Genomic DNA, 12545 nt, shown 5'->3' with positions numbered 1-12545 from the left:
TTGCGGGGCACCACGACTGCATGATCGCCGGCCTTCACCGCCCCGGAGCGGGGCGGGGCGGGGTCAGGCCACGGCGGCGGGGAGGTCGGCGGGGCGCGCGCGGTCGCGCAGGTCGATGCGGATCTGTGTGGCGGTGGCGCGCAGGGAGGTGCGGCCGGCGGTCCAGGCGTCCAGCAGGTGCGCGGCGAAGAGCCGGTCCACCGCCAGCGCGGCGGCGGCGCCGAAGAGCACGTCCGGGGCGAGCCCCGGCTCCACCCGGACCAGTCCCCCGCACAGGTCGTGCGCGGCGATCTGCTCGTGCACCGCGTCGGCCTCGACGTGCTCGTCGTAGAAGCGGGTGGCCGGCCCGTCCAGGCCGAGGCGGCGCAGCCCGTTGCCGTAGCGGCGGTTCGGCAGCGAGGAGGTCATCTCGTACGCGGCGAGGTGCCCCAGCAGCGCCCCGCGCAGCCGCCGGTGCAACCCGAACAGCGACATGAGGTTGTTGGTGGCCAGGGTGACCGCCGGCACGGCGTCCAGGTGGGCGGCGTAGCCGGTGTCCAGGCCCAGCTCGTCCAGGGTGACCCGGAACAGCTCGGCGTGCATCCGGTCCAGCCGCCCGTTGCCGTACTCGTCCATCTGGATCTCCACCAGGGCGGCCTTCGCCGGCCCGCCGAGGCGCGGCAGGGCCCAGCTGTGCGGGTCGGCCTCGCGCAGGTGGTAGATCGAGCGGTGGGTGACGAACTCCCGGAACTGAGCCAGCGACGCCCGGCGTTGCAGGTGGCCGGCGAGCGAGGGCCCGTCGTCGGCGGCGACCACGTCGGCCAGGGCCGCCGGCACCCCGCCGGGCAGCGCCGCCGGCAGAGGGCCCACCAGCGCGCGCACCGCCGCCTCGAAGTGGCGTTCGGCGTACGCGCGCAGCGCGAGCAGGGACGGCTGCCACTCCCAGCCCTCGTCGACGCCCCGCCAGCCGCGGTAGTGCAGCTCGTAGCAGCAGAAGAGGGTGAGCTGGAGGTCCTCGTCGGTGAGCGGGTCGGCCGGGTCGAGCCCGTCGCCGAGCCCCGCTGGGAGGTCGTGCGGCGCCCGCCGCAGCACGTCCAGCAGCGCCGCCGAGACCGGTCCACGGGGCTGCGGCAGGGGCGCGGGACCGTACCGGCGATCCGGGGACTCGGACAAGGTGACCTCCCACGTCGTACTGCCCGTCCTCAGTGCCCGTCGGGTGGGCCGTTAAACGAGGTCGTCGACCTCCACGGCCACCCCGGCGGCGAGCATCCGGTCGCGCACCCGTCGGGCGGCGTCGCCCTCGGCGAACACCTCGCGCAGGTCCGCGAACGCGGGCTCGGGCGGCGCCAGCCGCACCGCCGGGTCGACCACCGCCTCCAGTACGCAGGGCCGGTCGGCGGCCAGCGCCTCGTCCCAGGCCGCCCCCACGAGCTCCGGCCGGTCGACCCGCACCCCGTGCAGGCCGAGCAGGCGCGCCCAGCCGGCGTACGGCACGTCGGGCCGGCGGAGCGTCGGGTCGGTGGGCGTACGGCCGCCGCCCATGCCGGAGTGGTCCCGGTTGTTGAGCACCAGCACCACCAGGCGGGGATCGCGCCACTCCCGCCAGTGGTGCGCCACGGTGATCAGCTCGGCCAGCCCGTTGAGCTGCATCGCGCCGTCGCCGAGCAGGGCGATCACGGGCTGGTCCGGGGCGGCGAGCTTGGCCGCCACGGCGTACGGCAGGGCACAGCCCATCGAGCCGAGCGTGCCGCAGAGCTGCGCGGTGACGCCCGGAGGCAGTTCCAGGTGCCGGGCGTACCAGTACATGACAGATCCGACGTCCACCGCCACCGCCCCTCGGCGCGGGACCCGGGTGGAGAGTTCGTGCAGCACGAGCTGCGGGTTCACCGGCTCGGCGGGGGCGGCGGCCCGGTCGGCCCGCTCGGCCCGCCACCGGTCGACGGAGCCCTCGACGGTCTCCCGCCACCGCGCGTTCGGCCGGTCGGGTACGCGGGCCAGCAACGCCCGCAGCGTCTCCTGGGCGTCGCCCACCAGCGGCACGTCCACCGGGTAGCGGGTGCCGATCCGGCGCCCGTCGATGTCGATCTGCACCGTGCGGGCCTGCCCCGGCATCGGGAAGTAGTCCGTCCACGGGTCGTTCGTGCCGACCAGCAGCAGCGTGTCGCAGCCGCCCATCAGCTCGGCGGCGGCCGGGGTGCCGACCTCGCCGAGCACGCCGGCGTGGAAGGGCAGCCGCTCGTCGAGCACCGGCTTACCCAGCAGCGAGGCCGCCACCCCGGCGCCGAGCCGGTCGGCGAGGGCGACGATCTCTCCGGCCGCGCCCCGGCCGCCCTGGCCGACCAGGATCGCGGTCCGCTGGCCGTTGGCGAGCAGCTGGGCGGCCGCGTCCAGGTCGGCGTCGTGCGGCAGGACCCGCGCCAGCGGCTCCCCCGGCGTCGCCGAGAGCACCCCGGCCGCGTGCGACTGCAGGTCGGGCACGGTGGCCTCCTGCAACTGGCGCGGCAGCACCACGCAGACCGGGCTGCGGGTGGCGGCGGCGGTGCGGAACGCCTGGTCGAGCAGGGCCGGCACTCCGTCGGGGACGCGGCCGTAGCGGACGAACTGGTTGCACGCGTCGGCGAACAGCCGGCTCAGCCCGATCTCCTGGTGGGCGGCGCCGAGCGGACCCGAGACGTCCTCGCCGACGATCGCCACCACCGGCTTGCTGTCCAGCTTGGCGTCGTAGAGGCCGTTGAGCAGCTGGACGGCGCTCGGCCCCTGGGTGGCCAGGCAGACCCCGATCCCGCCGGTAAACTTGGCGTGCCCGGTGGCCATGTAGGAGGCGGTCTCCTCGTGCCGGGCCGGCACGAACGCCGGGTCCCCGCCCGAGGCGTCCAGCGCCTCGACCACCGGGGCGATGGCCTCCCCGGGGTAGCCGAAGACCCGCGGCACCCGCCAGGCGCGCAGTCGCTCGACCACCAGGTCGGCCACCGTACGCTCAGCCATCGCCACGCCCCGGCGTGCCGGCGTCGACGTACCGCAGCACCGCGCCGACGCCGTCGGTCAGCTCCGGCGCCTCGTCCGGGCCCAGCACGGTCAGCTCGGCGTCGGTGCCGACCAGCGCGCGCACGAGGGCGGCGTCGGCGCGGACCTTCTCCGGGTCGCGTACGGACATGGCGGCGAGCTGCCCCGGGTCGGTGGCGATCTCGGTCGGGTCCGGCCCGATCCAGAGTTCCCCGGTGGCGGACGGGTCGTCGACGATGAGCATCGTCTCGACCTGGTTGCGTTGCAGGGCGGACACGACGGCGTCCAGCCCGGCGCCGACGTCCTCCTGCATGCCGAACCGGTCCAGCACGGCGGAGATCCGCTGGTCGGCCACCTCGGCGATGGTCTGCACGGTGAGGTCGTCGAGCAGGCTCTGGTCGGCGCCGCCGCCCCGGGACCCGGCGTCGGTGCGCACCATCAGGTCCTGCCAGCGTTCCGGCATCTGGGCGGCGATCACGCCGGTGGCGCGCACGTCGCCGGCGACCACCACCACCTCCGCGCCGACCTTCTCGGCCAGCTCCACCGTGGCCGCGGTGACGTCGCCCGCGTTGTGGTGCCAGGCCTCCATCGCGGCCCGCTGGTGGTGCGACTGCGACCAGCCGCCGGGCTGCACCCGGCGCAGCTGGAAGTCCTCCCGGCCGGTCACGTGGGCGCGGCGCGGCACGCCGCCGGCGCTGATCGCCATGGCGTCGGCGCCGGTGCGGTCGGCCAGCACCCGCACCCAGGCCACCTGCTCGCCGCGCTGCGCCAGCATGGGCATCACGTGCGGCAGCGAGGTGTACGCGGCCAGGTCCCGCAGCGGCGGGGCGGAGAGGTACTCCGACAGCACCACCCGGCCCCGGGCCCCGAAGACCGCCAGGCCGTAGTCGCCCGGCATCGGGTCGTGCTCCCGAACGACGCGTTCGACGGCGTCGATGGTGTCCACGTCGGCGCGCTGCTGCTGAAGTTGTTGACGCAGGGCCCGCCAGCGCAGATCGAGCGCCGGGTGGGCGTCCTCGGTGTTGGCGGACGCGTCCAGGTACACCGAGACCCACGGTCCCGGCCGGTCGTAGAGCGGGCGCAGGAAGGACAGCTGCATGCTCGACCCCTTTCCAGCTCGGCCCCCCGCTTACCCGCGCCGCTGCGGTTGTCACCTGGCCGCCGCGAGCGCGTGAGGGCATTTCATTCATGTCGTTCAACCCGGACGACCGATACCATGAGTGAACGCAACCGGACTCTGGGTGGTGGAGATGGACAGCGACCTGCACATCCGGCGGATCGTCCACCCGACCGACCGGATCGTGACGGGGCGGATCGTCCGGCTGATGGATGGATACCCGCGCGAGGTGCGCATCGGCCAGCCGGTGCTGGTGGCGGTGCTCGCGGCGGCCGGGGTGGCCGGGCTGCTGATGGCGCTGGTCCGATCCCTGTTCTCCGCCGGCTCCGGCGCCGCGCGTCGACGGTTCAAGGACCTGAAGAAGGGCCCGGAATACCTGGTCACCCCGGTGCGGCTGCGCGACACGGCCGGGCGGCTCTGCGAGGTCGAGCTGCACGGGCACCTGCCGCAGAGCGCCCTGCACCCCGCCGACCACGTGCAGCTCACGCTGCGCCGGCAGGGCGACCCGGACCTGCCGCCGAAGATCGAGCGGATCGTGAACCTGACGACGGGCCAGCTGCTCACCCCGCGTACCGCCACCCTGTGGTCGCACCTCGGGCCGCCGCTGCTGCTCCAGGCGGTGCTGGGCGCGCTGCTGGTCGCCGCCGTGGTGGCCTGGTCCACGCTGACCTGACGGCCGGCACGGTTTCCGGCGGCGCGCCGACGGGCACCGTGGCGAGCATTCGAGGGATTCACGCTGGAGCGCATCGACGTCGGCGAGGTCCGGCTGCGGGTACGACACGGCGGTTCGGGCCCACCCGTGGTGCTGCTGCACGGGCATCCGCGCACCCACGCGACCTGGCACCGGGTCGCGCCGCTGCTGGCCCGCGAACACACGGTCATCTGTCCGGACCTGCGCGGCTACGGCGGCTCGTCGAAGCCGCCGAGCGACCCCGGGCACACCGCGTACGCCAAGCGGGCGATGGCCCGCGACGTGGTCGGCCTGCTCGACGCGCTCGGACACGACCGCGCGGCGGTGGTCGGGCACGACCGGGGCTGCTACGTGGCGATGCGCACGGCGCTGGACCACCCGGAGCGGGTCAGCCGGCTGGGCGTGCTCGACGGGGTGCCGATCGGCGAGGCCCTGGCGCGCGCCGACGCGAGGTTCGCGGCCCGTTGGTGGCACTGGTTCTTCCTCGGCCAGTCGGACAAGCCGGCGGAGCGGGTGATCACCGCCGACCCGGACGCCTGGTACGGCGGGTCGCCGGCGGCCATGGGCGAGGAGGCGTACGCCGACTACCGGCGGGCCATCCACGACCCGGCGACGGTGCACGCGATGTGCGAGGACTACCGGGCCGGGCTCGGCCCGGACCGGGCGGCCGACGACGCCGACCGGGCCGCCGGGCGGCGGATCGCCTGCCCGGTGCTGTTCTGCTGGTCGGAGCGCGACGACATGGTCGAGCTGTACGGCGACCCGGCGGCCATCTGGCGGGACTGGGCCGACGACGTGCGGGTGGCCTCGGTCGACTCGGGCCACCACATGGCCGAGGAGGCCCCGGAGCAGCTCGCCGCCGCGCTGGCCGACTTCCTCGCGGGCTGACCGCGCGGCCCCCGGCGTGAGGCGGCGGTCAGCCGACGGGGGTCAGCGGTCGGTCCGGCTCGCCCGCGGCGCGCAGCATCCCCCGCCGGGCGGCCCAGCGCTCGAAGATCAGGGTGGCGAACGGCGGCACGGAGCAGGCCAGGGCCACGAGGGTGGGCCAGAGCCGCCACCGATGCAGCCGGGCCACCGCGAGGACCAGCAGGCCGTACGCGACGAAGAGCGCGCCGTGGATCGGGCCGAAGATCTTCACGCCGATCTCGTTGCCCGGGGGGCCGTACTTGACGGCCATGCCGATCAGCAGGGCCAGCCAGGAGCAGGCCTCGGCGATCGCCGCCGCCACGAAGAGCCTGGTGATCTTCTCGCGCATCGTCACTCCCCCACCGGTTGCCGCACATGCTAGCCACCCCGGCCGCCCGGTCGACCGCACGAGCGGTGGAGGCGACGGGGATCACGCGGGCCCGAGGTGGGTACGTACAAGAAGCTTCGGGTCTTCCCCGGCCCGCCCCGGACGTGCGAGGTTAGGGGAACCAACGGTGACAGGGCGGTGACCATGGGCGAGGACGTCGGCGTACGGACCTTCAGTCGCGAGGACCGGGCCCGCTATCGCGAGAAGGTGCGGCGGTGCCTGGACGTCTTCGCCGAGATGCTCCGGGAGTCCCGGTTCGACGTCGAACGGCCCATGACCGGGCTGGAGATCGAGCTCAACCTGGTCGACGACGACTCGATGCCGACCATGCGCAACGCCGACGTGCTGGCCGCCATCGCCGACCCGAGCTTCCAGACGGAGCTGGGCCAGTTCAACGTCGAGATCAACGTGGCCCCGCGCCGGCTGGCCGGCACCGGCACCCGCGAGTTCGAGGAGAACGTGCGGGCCAGCCTCAACGCCGCCGAGACCAGGGCCCGCGACGTCGGCGCGCACATGGTGATGATCGGCGTCCTGCCGACGCTGCGGCCGGAGCACCTGACCGCCGAGACGCTGTCGGCCAACCCGCGCTACGCGCTGCTCAACGAGCAGATCTTCGCCGCCCGCGGCGAGGACCTGCGGATCGCGATCAACGGCGTGGAGCGGCTCGCGGTCACTGCCGACACCATCACCCCGGAGGCGGCCTGCACGAGCACCCAGTTCCACCTCCAGGTCAGCCCGGCCCAGTTCGCCGACTACTGGAACGCCGCGCAGGTAATCGCCGGCATCCAGGTGGCCCTGGGGGCGAACTCGCCGCTGCTCTTCGGCCGGGAGTTGTGGCGGGAGACCCGCATCCCGCTGTTCCAGCAGGCGACCGACACCCGGCCGGAGGAGATCAAGGCCCAGGGCGTACGCCCCCGGGTGTGGTTCGGCGAGCGGTGGATCACCACGGTGTTCGACCTGTTCGAGGAGAACGTGCGCTACTTCCCGGCGCTGCTGCCCGTCTGCGACGCGGAGGACCCGGCCGAGGCCCTGGCCCGGGGGGACGTGCCGAAGCTCGCCGAGCTGCGGCTGCACAACGGCACCGTCTACCGCTGGAACCGCCCCGTGTACGACGTGCTGAAGGGCCGCCCGCACCTGCGGGTGGAGAACCGGGTGCTGCCGGCCGGGCCGACGGTGCTCGACACCGTGGCCAACGGCGCCTTCTACTTCGGTCTCGTCCGGGCGCTCGCCGAGGCCGACCGGCCGCTGTGGTCGCAGATGTCGTTCAGCGCGGCCGAGGAGAACTTCAACGCCTGCGCCCGGCACGGCATCGACGCCCAGGTCTTCTGGCCCGGCCTCGGTTACCTCCCGGTCACCGAGCTGGTGCTGCGCCGGCTGCTGCCGCTGGCCCACCACGGGCTGGACCGGTGGGGCCTGGACCCGGACGAGCGGGACCGGCTGCTCGGCGTCATCGAGCAACGGTGCCTGACCGGGCGCAACGGGGCGAGCTGGCAGGTGGAGACCCTGCACCGGCTGGAGTCCGCCGACCATCTCGACCGGCCGGAGGCACTGCGTGAGGTGGTGCGGCACTACGTGACGCTGATGCACAGCAACCGGCCGGTCCACGAGTGGCCCATCCCCTGACCGGGCGCCCCGAGCCACCCCTCCATCGGGCCGGCTCCGCTTCGTCGCCCCAACGTCGCCCGGCTCCGCCGGCCGTCAGGACGGCCCCCGGTCCTCCCCCGCTGACCGTCGGCCTTGGCGGTTGGCCGGTGGCCGGTGGCCGGCGCTCCGCCGATCCCCGGCACCGGTCCCGCTGCAGCGCTGTCGACCTGCCCCACGGGACGGGGCACGCCTTCAGATCCCGACCATGTCGCATCGACCCGGAGACGCGGGGACGGGGCCGCGCTCGTAGCGGTGGTCCTGTGGACTGGGCAACTCGACAGCGCAGGCTGGCCAAGGACCACCAGGCCAAGGACCGGGGCAAGGACCGGACCGGGCAAGGACCGCGCTGCTCAAGCACCGAGCTGGCGACGGCGGCCGGCGACACGTCCACGCCAGTTCACCCGTCGGCGGCCGTCGGTCACCAGGATCCGGCTACCCTCGCGGAAGGCACACGCCGCCGCTCAGTCCTCCGCCGTTGGCGGGGCGTCGGGGTCGTCGAGCACGGCTCCGGCATGGAACACGACGCCGCCGAGGACGTCCCGGACGCCGCGCCAGCGGTCGAGCCGTGCCCCGGCGAAGGTGACGTCGCCGTGGAACGAGGCCCGTCCCTCGGGACCGCCGAGCCGGAAGGCGGCACCCTCGAACCCGCTGGCGTCGAACCGGGTGGCGCCGTGGAACTGGGCGCCGGTGAAGTCCGCGTAGCCGACCTGGCAGCCGCTGAGGTCGAGGTCGACCAGCGTCGCGCCGCACAGCGACAGGTTCGTCTCCGGCCAGTGCAGTGGCCCCGCCCCGCCCGGAACGGCGGTCGCCGGACGCAACCGCTCGGCGAGCAGCCGCTGCGCGTCGCGCCGCAACTGGACCTCCCCGGCCTGGGCGGGGGTCAGCTCGCCGGTCACGGCGAACGGCAGCGGCACCCGTAGGTACGCGCACACGGTGTCGACCACGCGCTGGCGCAGCTCCGGCCTCGCGTCGCCGAGCTCGCCGAGGGCCCGCAGCCCCGCGCGGCGGACGTCGGGACCGCGGTCGGCGAGCTGACGGGTGTAGGGCTCGACGGACGCGTCCGCCGCGAGCCCGCTCGTGCCGTCCGGTCCGGGCTCCGGCGCCCAGCCGAGGGGCCAGCACACCGGCTCGTCGTCGGCCGCGCCGGCCCACCGGGCGCCGGCGAGGTCCACGGCGGGCTGGTCGAGGTGCACGAGCCCGCCGAACTCGGCGTCCCGGAACGTCGCCTCCGCGCCGAACCGCGCCTTGCAGAACCAGGCGGGGCCGTCGAAGCGGGCCCAGCGGAACGACGCCGCCCCGACGAAGCGGGCCCCGTCGCCGCCCTCCGCCCAGCCCTGGTAGTCACCCATCAGGACAGCGACCGGCCAGCCCGGGTCGTCCTCGTTCGGCTCGTCCCAGGGGGCGGGGTCGGCGTCCTCGATGTCGTCCCAGGCCGGGTCGTCCTCCCACAGTTCCTCCTCGCCCCGCCCGAACCACGCCATCCCGGCGAAGCCGACCCGGTCGAAGCTGGCCGGGCCCCGGAACCGGGCCCGCCCGAACACGGCGTCGGCGGCGAACCGGGCGCCGTCGAACCGGGTCTCGCCGTGGAAGACCGCACGGGCGAAGACCGCGTCGCCGGTGAACCGGGTAGCGGCGAAGGAGGTCGTCCCGAGGAACCTGGTGTCGGCGAAACGGGCCTCGGCCAGCTCGCAGCCGCCAAAGTCGGCATCCACGAGGGTCGCCCCGGTCAGGTCCACGGCGGTGGGGCGCAGCAGCAGCCCGGCCAGCACCCGCAGCGCCTTCCGTCGCGCTTCGGCGTCCGTGCCGTCCGTGCCGTCCGCGGCGGGCGGCGTACGCAGGTAGGCGCAGACCGCGTCGGCCGCGCCCTGGCGCAGCGCGGGATGGGCCGCGCCGAGTTCGGCCAGCCGCCGCAGGGCGGCCTCCCGCTCCGCGCCCGTCGCCTCGACCACCTGCCGGGCGGCGACCCGGCACGCCTCGACGCCCATCTCCTCGACTGCCACGTGACCCTCCAGACCCGACGCGGCAGCCAGCCCGCCGGAGTTCCCCGCCAGGGCCGTCCCCCGACGCGCCGGCGCAGGATAGCGGTGGGCGGTGACACCGGCGCGGCGCCATGACGATCTCCGAGGGCGTCACCGCGTGTCCCCGCTGGAGGCGACCGGGCGGCCTGTTTCAGAGTCGACGGCGCCCCGTCCGGGCAGAGCGGGTCGGGAGATTGCGCACGATGGAATAAACGAGGCGACGACGGCCGCCCCATGATGAAACGCGGACATCGGCCCGCGTAATTCTGTTGCCCACCCCAGGGAGCGCGCGGGCGCGTCCACGTCGATCGGTGGTCGCGGACGCCGGTCGCGGGGGCCGTCGCCAGCGTCGACGCGGCGCCCGCGTTGCGTCGCCACCGTTCCCTCCCCACCCCGAGGAGCGCATGTGACGCAGACCCACAGGTCTTCCCAGCGACCCGACGTGCCCGTCCGGATCCCACCCGACAGCACGCGGATCGGGACGTCCGCGTTCGTCAACGGGCACTTCCCCCGGCGGCGGGGGCTGATCGTCCTGCTGAGCATTCTCGGCGGGTTCCTGCTGACCGTCATCTGGTCGGCGGAGTTCGTGGACCGGACCATCGGCGACAACGTCGCCAACACGCTGCTCGGCCACGACGCCAAGGAGACGCCCATCCAGGGCATCGCGGCCGGCATCATGTTCGCCTTCGTCTCCGGCGTCGCGGGCACGTTCACCGCCTGCAACATCGCCGCGTTCGGCGCCCTGGCCCCGCTGACCGGCACCACGGGCGGCAGGTTCAGCCGGTTCGTCGCGCCGCTGAAGCCGCTGGGTTGGATGTCGGTGGGCATGGTCGCGGTGTCGGCCGCCTACGGTGCGGTCGTCGGCCTGGTCGGCACGTCGATGCCGCAGTTCTCCACCGCGCCCAACGCCCCCGGCGGACTGTCGCCGAGGAGCATCCAGTCCATGGTGGTCTTCGGCGCCATCGGGCTCATCATGATCTATCTCGGTCTGGCCGCGCTGGGCGTCGTGCCGGACCCGTTCGCCCGGATCGCCCGACGGTTCCCCAACGCCCCGATGGTCTTCATGGGCGCGCTGATCGCCGGCTTCCTGATCGGCCGGCCCTTCGCGTTGTTCCGGCAGATGTTCCGCGACGCCGCCGAGAGCGGCAACCCGCTCTACGGCGCGGCGGCGTTCACGCTGCAGTCCCTCGGCAACATCGTCATCATGGCGGTGCTGTTCCTGCTGCTGGCCTGGCTCGCCGGTTCCCGCCTGCAACGCTGGTTCAGCGCCCGGCCGAGCCGCCTGGCGGTCCTGACCGCGGTCGCGTTCATCGTCGCCGGCGCCTTCACGTTCCTCTACTGGGACGTACGGCTGCTGGCCCGCCGCGAGATCATCCCCTGGTACCCGACGGCCCCCTGGGCCTGAACCGGCCCTGACGAGGTCCGGGGACGGCGGTGCCCGTCCCCGGGCCCGGCGGACCGCAGGGCCGCCCGCCCCACCGCACCGGGTGACCCACGGCAGCCGCACGCCGTCGCGGGCCACCTCCGCGCCCGCGTACGCCCATCGATCCATCGCCATCCCGGCACGGTACCGACCCGCCGGCACCGGCGCGGCCCCGCTAGACACGGCCCTGCCGGCGGCCGGCTCAGACCTTGAGGAGGACCTTGGTGCACTCGTCCTGCTTCTTCTGGAAGATCTTGTAGCCCTTGGGCGCGTCCTTGAGCCGCATGCGGTGGCTGACGATGAAGCTGGGGTCGATGTCGCCGCGCTGGATGCGGTTGAGCAACGGACGGGTGTAGCGCTGGACGTGACACTGACCGGTACGCATGATCAACGACCGGTTCATGAACGCGCCCATCGGGAACTTGTCGACGAAGCCCCCGTACGCGCCGATCACCGAGACGACGCCGCCGCTGCGGCACGCGAGGATGGCCTGGCGCAGCGCGAACGGCCGTTCCGTCTCGACGCGGGCGGCCTGCTTGGCCCGGTCGTACGCGTAGACGGCGGTGTTGCCGTGGTGCCCCTCCAGGCCGACGGCGTCGATGCAGGCGTCGGGCCCCCGGCCGGCGGTCATCGCGTTCAGCGCGTCGAGCACGTCGGTGTCGTCGTAGTTGATGGTCTCCGCGCCGGTGTGCTCCTCGGCGAGCCGCAGCCGGTACGGGTACCGGTCGATGACGATCACCCGTTCCGCACCGAGCATCCGGGCGCTGGCGGCGGCGAGCAGTCCCACCGGGCCGGCCCCCCACACGGCGATCACGTCGCCCGGCTTGATGTCGCACATCTCCGCGCCCATGAAGCCGGTGGGCAGCACGTCGGCGAGCAGCACGGCCTGGTCGTCGGGCACCTCGTCGGGAACCTTGATCGGGCCGACGTCGGCGAACGGCACCCGGGCGTACTCGGCCTGGCCGCCGGCGTAGCCGCCGAGCAGGTGGGAGTAGCCGAAGATGCCGGCCGGCGAGTGCCCCATGATCTTCTCGGCCACCCCGGCGTTGGGGTTGGAGTTCTCGCAGACTGAGAAGAGCCCGCGCTGGCAGGAGGAGCAGTGCCCGCAGGCGATCGGGAACGGCACCACCACCCGGTCGCCGGGGCGCAGGTTGCGCACCTGCGGGCCGACCTCCACCACCTCGCCCATGAACTCGTGGCCGAGGATGTCGCCCTTGCGCATGGCGGGGATGTAGCCGTGGTAGAGGTGCAGGTCGGAACCGCAGATGGCGGTCGTGGTGATCCGCACGATCGCGTCGCGCGCGTTCATGATGGTCGGGTCGGGCACGTCGACGACCCTGACGCTGTCCTTGCCCATCCAGGCGGTGGCCTTCATC

General features: G+C 74.1%; 10 protein-coding genes. 4 read left to right on the top strand and 6 right to left on the bottom strand.

Annotated features, from left to right (window positions below; genetic code table 11):
* Positions 1–63: 63 nt before the first annotated feature.
* The 3 genes from ACLQ22_RS27980 to ACLQ22_RS27970 are packed head-to-tail and all read right to left on the bottom strand — an operon-like array spanning position 64 to position 4081.
* Positions 64–1152 carry an iron-containing redox enzyme family protein gene (locus ACLQ22_RS27980; RefSeq protein ID WP_425694931.1) on the bottom strand — a complete coding sequence of 363 codons (1089 nt, stop codon included), beginning with the start codon at positions 1150–1152 and terminating at the stop codon, positions 64–66.
* Positions 1153–1203: 51 nt separating this feature from the next.
* Positions 1204–2964 carry a thiamine pyrophosphate-binding protein gene (locus ACLQ22_RS27975; RefSeq protein WP_425694930.1) on the bottom strand — a complete coding sequence of 587 codons (1761 nt, stop codon included), beginning with the start codon at positions 2962–2964 and terminating at the stop codon, positions 1204–1206.
* Positions 2957–4081 carry a Vms1/Ankzf1 family peptidyl-tRNA hydrolase gene (locus tag ACLQ22_RS27970; protein ID WP_425694929.1) on the bottom strand — a complete coding sequence of 375 codons (1125 nt, stop codon included), beginning with the start codon at positions 4079–4081 and terminating at the stop codon, positions 2957–2959. The genes ACLQ22_RS27975 and ACLQ22_RS27970 overlap by 8 nt, the downstream gene beginning before the upstream one ends.
* A 142-nt stretch (positions 4082–4223) precedes the next feature.
* On the opposite strand from ACLQ22_RS27970, the gene ACLQ22_RS27965 reads away from it, so the two are divergent.
* Together ACLQ22_RS27965 and ACLQ22_RS27960 are read left to right on the top strand one after the other, a co-directional pair.
* Positions 4224–4772, top strand: a complete 549-nt coding sequence (locus ACLQ22_RS27965) for a hypothetical protein (protein WP_425694974.1) — start codon at positions 4224–4226, stop codon at positions 4770–4772.
* A 63-nt stretch (positions 4773–4835) separates the two neighbouring features.
* The gene (locus tag ACLQ22_RS27960; protein WP_425694973.1) at positions 4836–5678 is read left to right on the top strand and encodes an alpha/beta fold hydrolase; all 843 of its coding nucleotides are present in this window, start codon (positions 4836–4838) and stop codon (positions 5676–5678) included.
* 28 nt (positions 5679–5706) lie between these two features.
* Here the strand turns inward: ACLQ22_RS27960 and ACLQ22_RS27955 are convergent, their stop codons facing one another.
* The gene (locus ACLQ22_RS27955; RefSeq protein WP_425694928.1) at positions 5707–6045 is read right to left on the bottom strand and encodes a DUF3817 domain-containing protein; all 339 of its coding nucleotides are present in this window, start codon (positions 6043–6045) and stop codon (positions 5707–5709) included.
* A 183-nt stretch (positions 6046–6228) separates the two neighbouring features.
* Between ACLQ22_RS27955 and ACLQ22_RS27950 the strand changes: the two genes are divergently transcribed.
* A complete protein-coding gene (locus tag ACLQ22_RS27950) occupies positions 6229–7707 on the top strand; it encodes a glutamate--cysteine ligase (protein ID WP_425694927.1) in 1479 nt (492 codons plus the stop codon).
* Positions 7708–8189: 482 nt separating this feature from the next.
* Here the strand turns inward: ACLQ22_RS27950 and ACLQ22_RS27945 are convergent, their stop codons facing one another.
* Positions 8190–9728 carry a pentapeptide repeat-containing protein gene (locus tag ACLQ22_RS27945; RefSeq protein ID WP_425694926.1) on the bottom strand — a complete coding sequence of 513 codons (1539 nt, stop codon included), beginning with the start codon at positions 9726–9728 and terminating at the stop codon, positions 8190–8192.
* 424 nt (positions 9729–10152) lie between these two features.
* On the opposite strand from ACLQ22_RS27945, the gene ACLQ22_RS27940 reads away from it, so the two are divergent.
* Positions 10153–11151: a hypothetical protein gene (locus ACLQ22_RS27940; protein WP_425694925.1), complete on the top strand. Its 999-nt coding sequence runs from the start codon at positions 10153–10155 to the stop codon at positions 11149–11151.
* A 220-nt stretch (positions 11152–11371) separates the two neighbouring features.
* Here the strand turns inward: ACLQ22_RS27940 and ACLQ22_RS27935 are convergent, their stop codons facing one another.
* The gene (locus tag ACLQ22_RS27935; RefSeq protein ID WP_425694924.1) at positions 11372–12544 is read right to left on the bottom strand and encodes a zinc-dependent alcohol dehydrogenase; all 1173 of its coding nucleotides are present in this window, start codon (positions 12542–12544) and stop codon (positions 11372–11374) included.
* Between the last annotated feature and the right edge of the window lies 1 nt (position 12545).

Source organism: Micromonospora sp. DT178, from assembly GCF_049841695.1.
Taxonomy (GTDB): domain Bacteria; phylum Actinomycetota; class Actinomycetes; order Mycobacteriales; family Micromonosporaceae; genus Micromonospora.
Note: the sequence above shows the minus strand (reverse complement) of the source record. Positions and strands in the feature narration are given on the sequence as shown.